The sequence below is a fragment of the Enterococcus sp. AZ196 genome, from assembly GCF_050498845.1.
GTDB lineage: Bacteria > Bacillota > Bacilli > Lactobacillales > Enterococcaceae > Enterococcus_A > Enterococcus_A murrayae.
In genome coordinates, this window is record NZ_JBIPAM010000002.1 from 235,991 (window position 1) to 252,856 (window position 16,866).

Genomic DNA, 16,866 nt, shown 5'->3' on the forward strand with positions numbered 1-16,866 from the left:
TCACCCCCTATAGTAGCATTATCAATAAATGAAATGAGGTCGTTAACATGAACAACAGAAAACCCAAATCCTCTCGCTCCACGTTCCTAAGTTCCTTTCCTTTCACAGCCAGAGTCCTCGCACTCACTCTTTTGATCGGACTTTCCGTTGTCTCCTATAATATTGGAAAAGCCGTCACAGAGGTAAAAGCCAATAGCCAAACAGAAGTGAACTTTCCCAATAAACAAACCCAGAAAACCAATGTAGATGATGTGAAAATTCGTCGAAACAATGGGAAATGGGAGTTTTCTTCGGATGAAGGAATTTCGTGGTCGACAACACCGCCCGATGGAATCTACGAAGACGAAGATGGGCGCCTCCACTACAAGAATTCTGAATCAAAAAGTATTACCAGCACGTCCAATCAGAATACCTTCAGATTTCCCTTTAGCGACAAGGAAAACGGCGTGATCATGAAACAGGAGGAGGATAAATGGACATTCTCCTCTGACGGCGGAAAAACTTGGACAGAAGAAGCTCCTGAAGGTGTAAAAGTCGATAAAAATGGCAAATTAACTTGGAAAAGCAAGGATGGCAAAAAAGTGTCTGAGTTTGATCCAAAGGAAAATCAGTGGAAATATTCAGAAGACGGTGGAAAAACCTGGTCAGATCCGTTGAAGGAGATCGACGATTGGCTGGAAAACGGCTTCACTGTCCCAGTCGAAGGCGGAGTCTCGATGAAAATCAAGGATGGCAAAATCCAATACTCGACAAATGGCGGGAAAACCTGGACTGATGAAGCACCTGAAGGCTTCAAGGATAAAGTAAAATCAATCCTCACCAAGCAATCTGAAGATGGAAAAACACTTTATTCCACTGATGGCGGCAAGACCTGGACAGAAGAAAAACCTGAGGGCTACGAAATTCCCAGCATCCAAGATATTCTAGATGACATTCCGGGTGATCTCCTGCCAAACGATGAGGATCTAGGCGAAGGCCAATCCACAGCGATTTAAACAGTTGAACAAATAAACGTGTTAGCGCTCTTGGCTAACACGTTTATTTATTTTGACATTCTTTAAATAGTAGATAAAATTCTTTGAACGATACTATCGACTGAGAGGCCATTTTGAATAAGCAGCTCATTCGCGTCGTAGCGGTCGTGGAATTGCTTGTCTATTCCATAATTGAGTACCTTCAGCTCACTATCGCCAAGATAGCTTGCCACTGTTTGACCATAGCCGCCCTCCAAAATACCATCCTCCAGCGTGACAACTGTCTGATGCTCCTTTTCTAAGCTGTCCAGTAGTTGCTTATCCAAGCCTGAAATGAATTTTGGATTGACGATCGTTGCTTTAATACCATGAGCCTCACTTAATTTGTCAGCGACCTTAACTGCCAGCTCGTAGAAATTTCCCAGGCCAAATAATGCGACCTGCGAGCCTGTTTGTGTCACTTCATTTTTATTAAGGCGTGAGTAATCGGTGGAATCCGCCGCTCCGACTTCCTTTAGTTTTCCTACTGGCACGCGAATCGCAACCGGATGATCGGATTGTTCGATCGACCAATCCAGCATAGCTAAGTATTCTTCCTTATTTGTCGGTGCTAAGTATACGATATTCGGAATATGACTCAAAAACGGAATATCAAAAATACCCAAATGGCTCTCGTCATTCATGCCATTCACCGAGGCGCTGAAAACCAATATCGTGCCTGACAGATTATTTAAGGCCAAGTCATGCGAAATTTGATCATAGCTTCGCTGCATGAAGGTGGAGAATACTGCCCAGACCGGCTTTGCACCATTTTGAGCTAGTCCAGCAGTCATCGTCATCGCATGTTCTTCCGCGATCCCAACATCCACAAACTGCTTGCCGATTTTTTTTCGTTGTTCTTGAGAAAACAGCATCATGGGCGTGCCGCCATTTATCGCAACAACTTTGGAATCAGCCGCCATTTTTTCCATTAGAAAATCAGCGGTCACACTGTTATAGGTTGCCCCAGCTCCTCCCGCTGAAAGATATTCTCCTGTTTCTAAACTAAATGGTCCGCCTGCATGGAAGGCTTCACGATTCTCCTCTGCCAGCTTGAAACCAGCGCCTTTGATCGTATGCACATGAACCACAATAGGATGATCGCTGTCTTTTACCGTCTTAAATAGATCGATCAGCTCCTTCACATCATTTCCGGCATCTAAATAATGATACTCAAATCCCAAAGCCTTGAAGAAATTATCCTGTGCTGCACCTTTAGAGGCTCTCAGTTTTCTGAGGTTCTGGTAAAGCCCGCCATGATTTTCTGCGATGGACTGATCATTATCATTCACGATCACGATCGTATTGGTGGCTTGTTCGACAATATTGTTGAGTCCCTCATAGGCAAGACCGCCAGATAGTGAGCCATCCCCGATAATCGCGACAACATTATAGTCCTCCTGTTTTAAGTCGCGTGCCTTTGCGACCCCATTTGCCAGTGAAAGTGAGGTCGAGGTATGGCCAATTGAAAAAAGATCATGGGCACTTTCCTGCGGGTTCGTGTAGCCTGATACATCCTCATAGTGCGCTGGATCTGTGAAGGCCTGCCCTCTTCCCGTCAGCATCTTATGGATATAAGTTTGATGAGACACATCGAATACAAATTTATCCTTTGGTGAATCAAAAACATAATGCAGTGCAATCGTCATCTCCACCACACCGAGATTCGGTCCATTATGGCCGCCATGCTTGCTGACCTTTTGGAGCAATGCCTCTCTTGCTTCATTCACAAGGATTTGCAGCTCTTCTATCGACATTTCTTTTAACTCTTTAGGACTTTTTACTTTTTCTAATAACACAGTGTTCCTCCATCTATTCATCGCTGGACATTCTATGGAACATCCAACAAACGTTTTTAATTTCAACTATTCATCCTTCTGATTCTCTATATCAAAAGAACGGCAGATTGATTTTTTAATTTTTAATACCAATCATGCTTTTCATGGCGGTCTAGGGCATTGATTTGCTTCATCTCCTCCTTGGTCAGCTCGAAATCATACAGTTCTGTATTTTCCTGAATATGATCCGGGTCGCTTGAACCGGGGATGACGATCACACCTTTTTGCAGATTCCAGCGAAGAATAACCTGTGCCGCGGACTTTTTGTGCTTTTCAGCAATTTTGACGATCGTCTCATCTCCCAGCAGTTCACGAGTATGCCCTCGACCACCAAGGGGATACCAGCCCTGAACGACGATGCCGAGGCTGTGAATGTACTCGATCACCTCATCATCTTGATAATACGGATGGATTTCGTTTTGCACGAGTGCCGGAGTCGTTTCGACCTGCGGCAGAAATTCCTTGAGCTCCTTGATGTACCAATTGGATAATCCGATCGAACGAATTTTCCCTTGCTTGACTGCCTGCTCCATCGCTTGATAGGCGGCAACATCGCCATCCCCCGGATGATGGAGCAGCATCAGATCAATGTACTCAATATTCAGCTTTTTCAGCGCTTCATCGATCGCCGCCTCCGGATCATTGAACTGATTAGGGTACAGCTTTGTCGTCACAAATAGCTCATCTCTAGGGATGCCCGATTTCCGAACAGCCGCTCCCACACTTTCCTCATTATGGTACATAAACGCCGTATCAATTAGACGACCCCCGCGGGACATTGCCTCTGTTAACGCATTTTCGCATTCTTCCTCCAGCAAGCTATAGGTACCGATGCCATTTAGCGGTATTTCGTGACCGCTATTGAGCATTACGGTTTGCGTTTCAAAATTAAATGCTCTTTCTGCCATTTTTTCTTTCCCTCCTTCGTGGTTGGGGATGGATCTTTGCCAGTCTGTTGAGTCGTTTCACCGCAAGCAGCAAGACCAATGCATACACTTAATAAAACGATAAAAATAACCGCTCTTTTCAAATATCTCGCCCCCAAGCCAATGATTTTTTTCATTTTATCACCTAAAGTCAGGTTTAGGTCAAATCAAATTCTGTGTTTTTGTATGAAGTGTTCCTTTTGGACTTAAATGGCAATTTCCTTTTACATAGAATGTAACAAAAACACTCCCAGGAAAGCATTATGTTGCATTCAAAACAATCGAAACAAAAAGCGGCCAGAGGAAAAACGCGTTTTCCTTAGAGCCGCAGGGGATAGATCTGTTTTGTCGAATGTAACACAATCGGATTGTGTTACATTCGTTAAATCTCAATTTTCTACTTTATAGGGAGCGTATCATCATTTTCTACACACTTTCAATAGATTTATAGAACAGAATAAAAAAGAGAGCAAGACATTTGATATTATTAAAGTTTTTTGCTAAACAGATAACAGGTTAAGGGTAGTTCCTTACCTTTAATTGGCAAAATGAGATCTCTTTTACCTGATACAGTAAATCCTCGTTTTTCATAAAATTGATAAGTCGATCCCGTATCAGTATACAAATAAATTAATTTCCCTTTTTTTCGCCTAGTCAGCTCATCAAGCAAAAGCGAACCAATTCTTTTCCCCTTTAATGTAGGATCAACTGCAAAAAAGGTTAATTCACCGTCAGGCTTATATTTCATAAAGTCTTCTAGCATTTCTTTATTGGCTCGATCATACGGACCAGAAATATCGTCTTTTGAGAAAAAGTTCATAAATTTCTCAACAATACTCATATACAGCCTATAAAACCAAGAATCATAGACTACTTTATCACCACGAAAATTCGCAAATAGAAAACCAACTAATCGGTCTTCCTCATAAGCACCCAAAACCATCGTTGATTTTGTTAACTCTAAATACAGAACATATTTACTGTAGAGATACAGTTCAACCTTATTATTGACATACCATGACAAGTGCATTCCATCTAATGCAAATTTCCTTGCTGCGTCAAAATCTCTTCTTTCAATCTGCTTTATATTAATCGCCATAGGCTATCCCTCCACGTTATTAATTACCTCTTAATTTAACTGTAAGTGATCGCTGGATCAAAACCAATATGCAATTAGCACACAGTTGTTCAATAATTAACAGTGCTTATTTATCTGTTCAGGAACAATATCTTATTCTCACACCCATTCCAGAGATATTAAGTGATAATTAATCAACTATTGGTATATAAAGCGGTATTTCTCTTGACCCATGAAAAACAATGAACCACCAATACTTTAAGAATTGCATAAACTGGAACCCCAAGAATCACCCCAAATATTCCGAATATTTTCCCTGCAGAAAGAAGAATAAAAAGAATCGTAACCGGATGTACATGAAGTTTACTACTTAATACTAATGGCGATATGAAGTGACCTTCGATTAATTGCTCAACTGCGAAAAGAATAATCACTTTTAAAACCAGTATAGGACCACCCATGAAGGCCAAAACGAGAGCTGGAATAGTTGCTAAAAAAGAACCTAGATAAGGGATTAAGTTAAGTACTCCCGCTAATATTCCTAAAGCAAGAGAATACTCTAGTCCTACAAAGGTAAAACCAATGGTGAACATGATTGAAACACAGAGGGCAACTAAAAGCTGTCCTCGAATGTAATATGAAACCTGATCACTCATTTCCTCCAATACCATTCGAGTACTTACTTGAAACTTCTTTGGCAAAACAGAGGAAACACGTTCGGGAATTTTTTTGCCATCTTTGAGCAAGAAGAAAAGAATAATCGGAAATATAATTAAGGTAATAACCACAGTAGCTATCTTTGAAATTAAGCTTTCAAAACCTGAAACAACATAAGATGATATCATTTGTGCAAAATCAGTAAGGGAAGTTGAGATAGAGCGCATAAGCTCACTGACCTCAGACTGGAATGGTCTTAAGATACTCAAGTGCGGTAAATCCTTTAATTGTTTCATTAGTACATCAAAATATTGAGGAAGGTTCTCTATTAGATTCTCTATTTGAGCCTGTACTATTGGAATTACAGTAATAAGTGCAATTGAGAATAGGAGAATTAAGACTGCGAATACGAGAGATATTGCATAGATTCGTTTCAAGTTTTTGTCTTCCAGCCAGGAGACTATGGGTTGGAGAATATAATAGAATAGACTCGCAATAATAATTGGCACCGCTGCAATTGATAGAAAAGTACCAATTGGGACAAAAAAGAAGGAAATCTTTGAAAGCAGCAAGATTGTTATGGAGCATAGGATTGTTATGAGCAAGCCCCCAACAAATTTCGTGTCTAAAAGCTTTCTTAATTGAGGAAATTCTTGTTTTAATTTATTCATATTGCACCTCTACTTTAACTTAATAAATCTTTCTTTTTTTATATACAGTTGTTGCTTTATGATCAAACGTTCAATATAATTATGCGTGTAACCGCATAACTACTTGGAGGAATTGCCTTGGATAGACGGACTAAGAAAACTCAAAAAGCGATTAAAGAAACATTTCTAAACTTATTGCAACAAAAGCCGATCAATAAAATCACCATTACAGAAATTACAGATAAAATAGATATCGGTCGAGGAACATTCTACATTCATTTCACAGATATTTTTGATCTGCAAAACAAGATAATCGACGAAACAATCGCTGACCTAGAAACGATTTTTGATGTGAATTATCCTGAAAATGATAAAGAAGACTTTCATGATATAGCTACTAAACTTATCACCTATATTTCAGATAATAAGAACCTCTTCCAAATATTTTATGGAGAAGGGTATGAGAATAAGCTTACTGTTTTAATAAAAAAAATATTTACTCAAAAAATTATCCAACAGGAAAAATTAAGAACCAATAGCCTTAAAGATCAGATTGAAGTTAATTTTTTTATTGCAGGGATTACTGGAGTAATTGCTGATTGGATCTTTGGGAAAATTGAAGTGGATGATCAGACATTCATCGAAATTCTAAATCAAATCATGTATGAATCATAAAATTGAAACTAAAAGCAGCGGACATAAAATCTTTTGTCCGCTGCTTTTTAATCAACTGACTTTAATGCATCGAGCATCTCTATCTTCCTGATTTTATTATGGACAAATACCATTAACACTAATGTAATTCCCATCGTAATCAATGCTGATATGCCGAAATTTGTCCATCTAACAGTTGAATCAAATATTACTTCATCTGTGGGTAGCATCGAAGTAATAAATTCACTCAATTTTTCCCCTAAAACAGATCCCACTAAAATACCTATTACAGATAAGATGATCGTTTCTCGATAAATGTACAATGTTACTTCATTATCATAGAATCCTAATACCTTGATGGTACTCAATTCACGAATTCTTTCTGATACATTGATATTTGACAAAGTGTAGATAACGACTAATGCAAGTAAGGACGCACCAAAAACGAAAATTAACGTAATTTGTGTTAGTCCTTCAATTGATTCATTATCTGTACTACTTGATTGAACAACTCCATTTATTCCAGCATCTTTCATAAATAGTGCTGCCATTTGTTTCTTCAACCTTGTGGAGCTGTCTTTCAAGTTAACTAAATAGCCATTTGATTGATAGGTATTTCCAAATATATTTTGGTAAGACTTGCTATTCATGAATATGAAATGACCTAAGTACATCTCTGTGATACCTGATATTGTTGCATTGAAGGTTTGATTTTTCTCATTCCTAAGAATGATTCTCTGCCCTAACACAACATCCATTATATCTGCCAATTTTTTAGAAATAACTATACCTTTATCGCTCAAACTCAAGGATCTAGAATTTGTTGAATCTTTGAGAGAGACAAATTTGTCAAGATTCAATGGATTGTCGGTAACAATAGAAGTGATCGACTGTGTTGATTGATCTGAAGCTGAGGTACTTGTGAGTTCTTCATAAAAAATATTTTTAGATGACTCAACATTCTTATTTATTAATAATGTGTCGATAGATTTTTGTTGCCTATCATTCAAGTTTTTTTCTTTTGATACCAATAGATCATACTTGAGTATCTGCTGAGACTGCCGTTCAGTTATTCCTGAAATGGAATCCTTTATTCCAAATGCGGTAATCAATAGAGCCATACAACCAGCTACTCCAAAAATAGTCATTAACATACGCTTTTTATACCTAAACAAGTTTCTTGCGGTAATTTTATGATTGAAAGACAGTCTTTTCCAAATAGGCGAAAGCCTTTCAAGCAGTATTCTAGAACCCTCCTTGGGTGGTTTTGGTAAAAGCAATATGGCTGGCTTTTCTCTTAGATCTTTACTTATTACAAAATAGGTCGAAACAACTGTACAAAAGATTGCGATTGTTAATCCAATTATCGTATAGCCTGGATAGAAATCTAAGTTTACATCCGGCAAACTGGTCCCAGCTGCATACACTTCATAGATTACTTTTGGTAATAGTGTATGACCCAGTATGCTTCCGAAAATAGTCCCTAAAATGCTAGAAGCTAGTCCATAAATAATGAAACGTTTTTTTATGGCACTATTGCTATATCCTAGAGCTTTATAAATACCGATAGTTAATCTTTCTTCATCAACAAAGCGAGTCATTGTAGTCAGGCTTACTAGGGCTGCAACAGCAAATAAAAAGACTGGAAAAATATTGGCTAGTATATCGATACGCCCAGCACTATCAACAAACGATTTATAGCCACTATCCATTTCTTCATGACTTTTTACTGAATAGACTGGAGCTTCTAGGTTATGCAAATCTTTTTGTGATTTATCTAATTTATTTTGGCTGTCAGGAATTTCTTTATGTGCTTTACTCTCTTGTTTCCTGAACTCTGCTAGATTATCTAAATATTCCTTTTCTCCGTTAATCAGTGCGATCTTAGCGTTATCAAGTTCTTTTTGATTTTTTTTCTTTTCTTGTGAGAGTGTTTGCTTTCCTTCAGCTAGTTCATTCTCTTTTTCTCGTAATTCTTGTTTTCCTTGATTGTATTTATCGAGGTTTGTCTGATACTCTGCAGACCCAGCTTTTAATGTTTCAAAACCGGTCGTCCATTCGCTCAAACCATCATAGTAGTTATTTAGATTTTCATTATATGACTTTATGCCTTCATTATATTGCACCAGACCACTTTGATATTCTTGCGTCTTCTCAGAAAGCATTTTTTCATTTTGAGTCATTGTTTTCTGTTGGCGTACTAGTTCTTCCTTTCCATCATTAATGGCTTTTTGAGCTTTATCAAGAGAAGCTTGGTGTGCTGCTAATTCTTGGTTTGATTGATTGAGCTGCTCCTGTAGAATAGCCATTTCCGCCTGCTTTTCCTTGATAACAGCTATACTAGGATTGTACGTAGCTTCTAAAAATGCATGATGTTCGCTTTCCGCTACAGAAATTTTTTCTCGTATTCCTACGATTGTTTGTTGAAGATTCACTTCTTGTAATTCTTTACTCTTTTGTTCTTCCCTTTTAGTTTGGATCTCAATTCTTAATCGTTCAATTTCTTCTTGATTTTGCTCCGCTTCTGCATTTTCCAATTGTTGGCCTAAATTGATAATTACCGCTTTAATATTTGTTAGATCATTCTGTACGTTATTCAAAAATACTTGGTCATTATTGAGTTCAGAGTTTAGATTTTGTATGTTGCTTAAGAAGTCTGAATTTGCACCTTCCAATCTATTCAACTGTGAGGCTAACTCATTTTGATTTGTAGTCAATTGAGTCTGTGACCCATCTAAAGTATTTTTTTTGCTAGTAATATCAGCCTGATTCCGGTTGATCTCTTTTTGCTTCTCTATAAGCTCTTTAGAGGCTCCAGCAAGTTGTTCTTTTGCAGCGGCTAATTCAGCTTCTCCGTCCTGAATGCTCTTCTTGGCTTGTAGCAGTTCTTCTTGACTCTCATTTAACTTTTCTTTCCCAGAGGAAAGTTCCTGTTTAGCTAGGGATAATTTTTCCCAATTTGATTGAAGGTCTTTTTCTCCTTCTACTAACTGCCTTTTCGCTTCGTCTAGTTCATTCTCAGCATTCTTAATTTCTTGATGTGCATCAGAAATTTGTTGAGCACCACTAAATAGCTCTGCTTCACCTTGAGAAATGCTGGAATTAAGTTTCTCTTGATTATCACTAATTTCCTTTTTTCCATTGCTTATTTCTGCCGAAGCCTTGGATAATTTACTTTTTGCATTTGTAAGTTCATTTTGAGCTTCTTGAATCTTTTTCTTTCCATCATCAATTTTCTTTTGTTCAGTCTTTTTCGTTTCTAAAAGACGGTTCTGTGCGTATTGATTTAGCTCTGTTTTGATTCTTTCTCCATGCTTTCTAAGTTTGTCTTTATAAGCTGTACCAACTTTGTCCATGCCTGGGGTATCTTTAAAGGTGATTCTGGCGATTGTATATAATTTAGAGTCAAAATTCTCTGGTGTCACAACGCCATAACCATTTAATGAGCCGGTTCCTGTAGTTGAGGGACCAAGGTCTTTTGCTACAACATTTTCACTCGATTTAACAAAACCAACGATGGAGAATTCATAATGTTTTAGATTCTTTTCTTCTTTTTCTTTACTAAAGCTGATTTTATCTCCTAAAGAGTATTTTCCTTTTTGAGAATAATCCAAAGCAATTTCGTCGGCTTTCTGTGGTAATCTTCCTTCATCTACAGCATAACGGGAGATTTCTTTAGATTTAGAAAATAAACGTAAGGATCTTGAAGAGTCTGTAATTTCACTATCTTGAAAGTATCCAAACTCTACCTTTTTTATATCATTGTTACTGGCAATCTTTTTTTGATCACTTTTATCTAATCCCCATGTAGATATGATGGTTTCATCTGCCACATTCATCTGTTGACTAAATGAATTTGCCGTATTTCGCATGTCGGGGCCTGAAGCTTTAAGACCAACATACGCAAACGTCCCAAGAAAAATCAGGAAAAAAATAGATAAGAACCTTCCTTTTGAACTCTTAATAGAATTGAGGGTATCTCTGAATAGTATTTTCTTCACTAAAATATTCACCTACCATTCTATGTCAGCAATTTCTTTAGGATTTAAATTCACTTCAATGCTTTTTACCTTAGCATCATGCATATGGATAACACGATCTGCAATTGGCGCAATCATCCCATTATGCGTAACAATAATAACAGTCGCACCATTTTTTCTACTCATATCCTGAAGTAATTGGAGTACTTGTTTTCCCGTTTCATAATCAAGTGCACCTGTAGGCTCGTCACAAAGCAGAATTTTTGGTTTTTTTGCAATTGCTCTAGCGATAGAGACTCGTTGCTGCTCTCCTCCAGAAAGCTGGGCAGGAAAATTGTTCATTCTTTTTTGTAGACCTACTTTTTTTAGTACATCCTCCACATCTAAGGAATCTTTGACAATTGCCGAGGCCAGCTCAACATTTTCTTTTGCTGTTAAATTAGGAACTAAGTTGTAAAATTGAAAGACAAAGCCAACGTCGCTTCTTCTATAAGTAATTAAATCTTTCCTATTTAATTTGGAAATATCTTGTCCGTCGATACTGATTGTTCCATCATCGTTGGTATCCATCCCACCTAAGATATTCAGCACAGTTGATTTACCAGCACCAGATGATCCTAAAATTATTGCAAGTTCTCCTTTTTCTATTGAAAAGGTTACACCATTATTTGCAATTATTTCTGAACTGCCTGAATTATAGCGCTTGTAACTGTCTTTCACATCAATATATGACATGTAAATCACCTCTTAATTAAAATAAAAAATACGCTATATACTAAACACATGTTCAGTATATAGCGTGATCAGTATAAGAAAGTTTTTAGAGACTGCCAATATGCAGTTTGCTGCAAGGTGTATATTAATCAACATTGTTTGGAGAATTGTTCAGGAACTATTTTCTTCCTTCATATATAATGAATGTCTGAAAGGTCGTGATTATTGTGTTAACAGTAAAGTCTGTTTCAAGAAAATTGGACGAATATGACTTAATAAAAAAAATGTTACGAGAGTCATTCCCAAAGGAGGAGCAAATGCCTATTTGGCTGTTAAATATCCTTAATCTCAGAAAAGGAATAGAATTTCTTGCGTTCTATGAAGAGAAGCTATTTTGTGGCTTTGCCTACCTTGTACATCATCGAAAAACGACTTTTATCGTATACCTAGCAACAAATCCAGACATCCATTCAAAAGGGTTTGGTTCAAAGATATTGAAATGGATTGAGAAGACGTATAATCAAAATGAAATTGTTTTAAACATAGAAACAGTAAGCCCCAATTATGGAAATTATCAACAAAGGTTGCGAAGACAGCACTTTTATTTCAAGAATGGGTACTATAAAATGGATTTCAAAATTGAAGATAACGGTGTAATTTATGATATACTCTCGAACTCTAAAACATTCTCTTTTGATAAATATAAAAAAATGATACGGTATTTCTCTTTTGGATTTAGAAATGTTGAACCTTACTTCGAAAAACAAATTTAACTTTTATCTTACATTTCAATGAGCACAACAACCATAGTTCATTTTTTAACGGTTTGAAACTTTGTTTAAGTAAATTAATTTTTTAAAATAAAGGAACTGCCAGATTTGGCAGTTCCTTATTCTATGTCTACCAACTACGATGTCGTTAAATAATTAAACTTCACTTTACAATTTATTTGACACACATGTTAAATACAGAACAAGAATTACGTAATTAAAATATGAAAATTACAGGCGAGAGGAAAAACACGCTTTCTTTAGAGCCGTAAGGGATAGATATATTTTTACGAATGTAACTCAATCGGATTATGTTACATTCGTAAATCATCAAATTTAGTCTTTTCAAAATACAGTTCCGATATAATAAATTCTTTCTAGTAACTCCTGAATTTGAGTAAAAAGCGTACAGAAAATATCTTTTCTGTACGCTTCCTATCAACTTCTTGAATAAAATCAATGGCATTTTCCCCTGGAATAAGAGAGTATGTTTGGATGTCATCTGCAGAATCACCCGCAATTAGTTTTAACGAGTCTTTGATCCCTAAAGACATCTCTCCATGAGTTGCTATATATATTCTTCTCAATTTTCAAACTCCTTTTTATCTGGATTAATAGGATCTGATGGCTGCTTTATAGATATCAGAATTAATAAATTGTTCGTTGAAATATATAAGAGTATCGTATGAATCCAAAACTCTTTGCTGAATATGCAGTAAAGGAGTTCCGATATCCACATTCAATGCCTTTGAGATATTGCTTTCAGCTAGTATTACATCTATTAAGTTATCAAAATGATTGATTTTATAGCCACTTTCTTTCAAAGTATCAATTAATGAATCCTGTTCGTTTAGACCATCCAGCATTTCACTAAATGATAAATCAAAAACATCCACTTCATAGATAACAGGCTGATCATCAATATTTCTAATCCTGCTTAGCTCCACAACTTCCTTTGATTCGAAATTCAACGAATAATTATCAAACTCTTTTGTATCTACTACCCGTCGATCAATGATTACTGATGTAGGGATATTATTCATAATGATCCCTGATGAAGTGAAGCTCCCTCCTGCATTAAAGGTCTCCTGATACACCGGAAATTTGACAAATACACCTTTACCCTGTTTCTTTTCAACAATTTCTTTGTCGGTCAAATCTTGAATAGCTTTTCGTACAGTGACACGACTAAGTTCAAAAGTGGAAACTAATTCCAACTCAGACGGTATCTTTTCTCCAAATTTGTACTCACCAGAAAGTATTTTATTGTGAATGGTATTGGACAGCTGAATATATAACGGTTCCTTTTTGGTATCTAAAAATTTTTCTTGCAAGAATATCTCCTCCTCTAACTTGTATTAACACGTGTTGATACAAGTAATATAAATCGTTTTCAAAAAATTGTCAACAACAAAAATAGACACTGCATACTATTTTCTCAAATTACTAGAGCTTTTTGTCTAGATATTAAGGGATTTCTTTGCCATACATTCACAATTTTCATCTTAAATGATTGTTACAAACACTTGAGAACATTGGCTACCATCCACTAAATCGATTGACAGGCTAATAATCATTAGCTATACTCAAGCTAATGGTCATTAGCCAAGGAGGAATCAAATGAATCAATTATCTACTAAAGAAAGAATCATTGCAGAAGCTTCTCGTCTCTTCGCAAAAAAAGGCTATGGTGCGGTGAATGTGGAAGAAATTGCGAAGGCTGTTGGAATCAAGGCCCCCTCGTTATACAAACACTTCAAAGGCAAGCGGGAAATATTCGATGCAGTCGTGCTGGAAATGACTGCTCGGTATCAGAAAAATATGGCAGATATTCAGCTAGATGGTCATGATGGAGACATTGATGCCCCAACCTTTGAAGAAATAACACAGGAACAGCTGGAAAAGATTGGGGAAAAGCTGTTTGCGTTCTTTTTACATGATGAATATGCGGCAAATTTTCGCAAACTGCTGACGATCGAGCAATTTCAAGATAGTGAATTAGCAGCTATGTATACCAAGCAATATGTAGACGAACCGTTGGCTTATCAGGGAATGCTGTTCTCTATGCTGGTCCAATCTGGCACCATGCGCGAAGCCGATAGTCAAATCATGGCGCTGCATTTTTATGCCCCGATTCATTTGCTGCTGTCTATTTGTGACCGCCATCCAGAAAGAGAAACGGAGTCCTTAAAGATGCTAGAGCGGCACATTCGACAATTCCATTCACTTTATCGGACAGGAGTTGACGGCCATGAGTAAAAAACGAGACCTGATGCAATGGCTGGGATTACTGGGTGTGATTGCTCTGCTTTCTTATGCTGCGGCAGTAGTGTTCAGTCCGTTGGCTTACCCAGGCTATGATTGGATGGCGCAGGCCGTCAGTGATTTAAGTGCTGACAATGCGCCTTCACGAATCGTGTGGAATCAGCTGTCCTCCCTGTCTGGTGTCGGCAGTGTCGTATCGATAACCATGATGTGTGTGTATATTCAAGGAAAACTTACAAGGCCTTTGCGTGTGGGTATTTACTTATTTGCAGGAATGATGTGGCTATCAGCTGTGGGATATGCGATGTTTCCTTTAACTGACAGTGGTTTTGCGGGAACTCTTCAGGACATTATGCATGTGGTGGTAACGATTTTGGTTATTGTGCTGTCCATTGCATCCCTCCTCCTTATTATTTTTAATGCCGTTCGTTCCAAGAAGTATCGTTCATTAGCAGTATGGGGAGCGATTGCTTTATTCTTTATGATTGCAGGATCTATTGGCGTCAACGCAGCCCCCAGCCAATATTTTGGGATTCCCGAACGCTTTAGTGTCTTTGCGGCGATGGGGTTCAATGCTGTTTTAGGGGTGTATCTATTCTGTGATTTTGCTGAAAAGTAAATCAAAGGTACTCAAATTGAGCACTGGGGAACAAGAGAAGACTCGCCGGCTTTGTTATGCTTTTTCTAAAGACAATAATGAAAAGAGGACACCCTTATGACAAGAATAGCCGACATCATGCTAAAGCAATTCCCTGAACAACACATGCTGACGCGCCGTAAAACCATTGACTTCTTCGCAGAATACGCTGATTTTATGGGCGAGGCGATCAACGATATCCTTCAGCTGATCGAAGAAAACAATGCACTGCCCAGCAGCGGACCAATTGTCTGCTTTCACAATATTGACTTAGAGAAACTAGATGTTGAGATCGGCTTTGCTACCCCTAGATCTATTAAAGCAAAGGAGGACATTCGCTCGCTGACTCATCCGATTCGCACAGTCGCACTGACTATTGATCGTGGTCCCTACGAAAAGCAAGATCCGACATTGGAAGAACTCATGCAATGGGTGCCTGATCATGATTATCAGCCCATTGGCGGAATTTACTATCATTATTTGAATGGTGAAGAACAGTCTGAGAATGACTATTTAACTGAGATGTATCTTCCTGTTAAGAAGCAGGAGGACTGATCGGATGACTCATCTACCCATTTTCACGGGGAGATGGGTTATTTTTTTCCGCTTACATAGGTGGAAAAGGCCCCATTGAAATTTGTGATATCGATATTGTTTTGTGCTATATGCTGATAGATCAATGCTTCCGGCCTGCCCGCTGGTTTGAGCTTCATACGCGCTGGATGCTACAATGTAGCTATAGAAAAGATCGTGACCTTATTGGGCGAAACTACTTCTAATTCTAAATTTTTACTTGTGTTTGTATAAAAAAAGGATTGTGACCACTCGGGCAAAACCAAAAAAGCAGGAGACGCTTCTCTCATTCGTCCTGTTATTTGGTTTATTTTTATGCCTGAAAGATTGAAAGGAGATTTAGGTTGAAAATTATAGTAGAAAAAAATTACGAAGAAATGAGTCAGATGGCGGCTACCTACATGCTGCATTATATGACTAAAAATCGCCCAGTAAACTTAGCGATTACAGCTGGCAGAACCCCGAAAAGAATGTATGAGCTGTTAGTACCGCTCGTAAAAAATCGGCCCTGCTTCAAAAATGTTCATTATTACAATTTTGATGAGATTCCCTTTAAAGGCTTAGATTGCGAACCTGTAACGATCAGTCATTTGCGCGAAAGCTACTTTACTCCCGCTCGAATTCCTGAAGAGAACATTCATCCATTGACGATGGAAAACTATGCGGAGCACGACGCAAATCTGCGCGCTGTGAACGGGCTTGACATGATCATGATTGGCTTAGGTGCTGATGGTCATTACTGCGGCAATTCTCCAGGAGCCACCAAGTTCGGTGATTCGACGGTCAAAGGAAAGATTCTTCCCGAAGAGATCCAATCCATCGCCGATACCGATATGAATGGCGACACGTCCCTCGTTCCAGACGAATTTGTCACGATGGGACCAAAAAGTGTCATGAACGCTAAAAATATTGTCCTGATCGTTAATGGCAGCGAAAAAGCGGAAATGGTAAAACGAATCCTCGAAGGCGAAGTGGATGAGATGGTTCCTGCATCGATCCTGCCGCTGCACCCATCCTTAACCGTCATTCTGGATGCGGAAGCCGCAGCCCTGTTAAGTCCCAAAACACTTTCTGTCTATCGTTAGGCAAGACAAAAAATTGAGGTGGTAAA

Annotated in this window: 16 protein-coding genes; 7 read left to right on the top strand and 9 right to left on the bottom strand. The window is 38.0% G+C overall.

What is annotated here, in order from left to right; translation table 11 throughout:
- Nucleotides 1-47: 47 nt before the first annotated feature.
- On the top strand, nucleotides 48-995 hold the full coding sequence (locus tag IGI67_RS18905) for a WD40/YVTN/BNR-like repeat-containing protein (RefSeq protein WP_429958850.1): 948 nt from the start codon (nucleotides 48-50) through the stop codon (nucleotides 993-995).
- 62 nt (nucleotides 996-1,057) lie between these two features.
- Here the strand turns inward: IGI67_RS18905 and IGI67_RS18910 are convergent, their stop codons facing one another.
- The 5 genes from IGI67_RS18910 to IGI67_RS18930 form a co-directional block, all read right to left on the bottom strand.
- Nucleotides 1,058-2,812: a 1-deoxy-D-xylulose-5-phosphate synthase gene (locus IGI67_RS18910; RefSeq protein ID WP_429958851.1), complete on the bottom strand. Its 1,755-nt coding sequence runs from the start codon at nucleotides 2,810-2,812 to the stop codon at nucleotides 1,058-1,060.
- A gap of 122 nt (nucleotides 2,813-2,934) precedes the next feature.
- Nucleotides 2,935-3,759 carry an aldo/keto reductase gene (locus IGI67_RS18915; RefSeq protein ID WP_429958852.1) on the bottom strand — a complete coding sequence of 275 codons (825 nt, stop codon included), beginning with the start codon at nucleotides 3,757-3,759 and terminating at the stop codon, nucleotides 2,935-2,937.
- A complete protein-coding gene (locus tag IGI67_RS18920; protein WP_429958853.1) occupies nucleotides 3,720-3,914 on the bottom strand; it encodes a hypothetical protein in 195 nt (64 codons plus the stop codon). Before IGI67_RS18920 ends, IGI67_RS18915 begins: the two co-directional genes overlap by 40 nt.
- Nucleotides 3,915-4,264: 350 nt before the next feature.
- Nucleotides 4,265-4,876: a GNAT family N-acetyltransferase gene (locus IGI67_RS18925; RefSeq protein ID WP_429958854.1), complete on the bottom strand. Its 612-nt coding sequence runs from the start codon at nucleotides 4,874-4,876 to the stop codon at nucleotides 4,265-4,267.
- A gap of 173 nt (nucleotides 4,877-5,049) precedes the next feature.
- The gene (locus IGI67_RS18930; RefSeq protein ID WP_429958855.1) at nucleotides 5,050-6,183 is read right to left on the bottom strand and encodes an AI-2E family transporter; all 1,134 of its coding nucleotides are present in this window, start codon (nucleotides 6,181-6,183) and stop codon (nucleotides 5,050-5,052) included.
- Between the two features lie 117 nt (nucleotides 6,184-6,300).
- On the opposite strand from IGI67_RS18930, the gene IGI67_RS18935 reads away from it, so the two are divergent.
- On the top strand, nucleotides 6,301-6,837 hold the full coding sequence (locus IGI67_RS18935; RefSeq protein ID WP_429958856.1) for a TetR/AcrR family transcriptional regulator: 537 nt from the start codon (nucleotides 6,301-6,303) through the stop codon (nucleotides 6,835-6,837).
- A 47-nt stretch (nucleotides 6,838-6,884) separates the two neighbouring features.
- Here the strand turns inward: IGI67_RS18935 and IGI67_RS18940 are convergent, their stop codons facing one another.
- Nucleotides 6,885-10,817, bottom strand: a complete 3,933-nt coding sequence (locus IGI67_RS18940; protein WP_429958857.1) for an FtsX-like permease family protein — start codon at nucleotides 10,815-10,817, stop codon at nucleotides 6,885-6,887.
- A 12-nt stretch (nucleotides 10,818-10,829) separates the two neighbouring features.
- Complete coding sequence (locus tag IGI67_RS18945) at nucleotides 10,830-11,531, bottom strand: ABC transporter ATP-binding protein (protein ID WP_429958858.1); 702 nt, start codon at nucleotides 11,529-11,531, stop codon at nucleotides 10,830-10,832.
- 263 nt (nucleotides 11,532-11,794) lie between these two features.
- Here IGI67_RS18945 and IGI67_RS18950 point away from each other — a divergent pair, with 263 nt between their 5' ends.
- Nucleotides 11,795-12,283 carry a GNAT family N-acetyltransferase gene (locus IGI67_RS18950; protein WP_429959809.1) on the top strand — a complete coding sequence of 163 codons (489 nt, stop codon included), beginning with the start codon at nucleotides 11,795-11,797 and terminating at the stop codon, nucleotides 12,281-12,283.
- Nucleotides 12,284-12,657: 374 nt separating this feature from the next.
- Here the strand turns inward: IGI67_RS18950 and IGI67_RS18955 are convergent, their stop codons facing one another.
- Together IGI67_RS18955 and IGI67_RS18960 are read right to left on the bottom strand one after the other, a co-directional pair.
- Nucleotides 12,658-12,867, bottom strand: coding sequence for a hypothetical protein (locus tag IGI67_RS18955; RefSeq protein WP_429958859.1), 210 nt, complete (start codon nucleotides 12,865-12,867; stop codon nucleotides 12,658-12,660).
- 24 nt (nucleotides 12,868-12,891) lie between these two features.
- Nucleotides 12,892-13,614 carry a GntR family transcriptional regulator gene (locus IGI67_RS18960; RefSeq protein WP_429958860.1) on the bottom strand — a complete coding sequence of 241 codons (723 nt, stop codon included), beginning with the start codon at nucleotides 13,612-13,614 and terminating at the stop codon, nucleotides 12,892-12,894.
- A gap of 286 nt (nucleotides 13,615-13,900) precedes the next feature.
- On the opposite strand from IGI67_RS18960, the gene IGI67_RS18965 reads away from it, so the two are divergent.
- From IGI67_RS18965 to IGI67_RS18980, 4 genes are all read left to right on the top strand, one after another.
- Nucleotides 13,901-14,539, top strand: coding sequence for a TetR/AcrR family transcriptional regulator (locus IGI67_RS18965; RefSeq protein WP_429958861.1), 639 nt, complete (start codon nucleotides 13,901-13,903; stop codon nucleotides 14,537-14,539).
- Nucleotides 14,532-15,164, top strand: a complete 633-nt coding sequence (locus IGI67_RS18970) for a DUF998 domain-containing protein (RefSeq protein ID WP_429958862.1) — start codon at nucleotides 14,532-14,534, stop codon at nucleotides 15,162-15,164. Before IGI67_RS18965 ends, IGI67_RS18970 begins: the two co-directional genes overlap by 8 nt.
- Nucleotides 15,165-15,260: 96 nt before the next feature.
- Nucleotides 15,261-15,737, top strand: a complete 477-nt coding sequence (locus tag IGI67_RS18975) for a GyrI-like domain-containing protein (RefSeq protein ID WP_429958863.1) — start codon at nucleotides 15,261-15,263, stop codon at nucleotides 15,735-15,737.
- Nucleotides 15,738-16,099: 362 nt separating this feature from the next.
- On the top strand, nucleotides 16,100-16,840 hold the full coding sequence (locus tag IGI67_RS18980; protein WP_207108425.1) for a glucosamine-6-phosphate deaminase: 741 nt from the start codon (nucleotides 16,100-16,102) through the stop codon (nucleotides 16,838-16,840).
- Nucleotides 16,841-16,866: the final 26 nt, after the last annotated feature.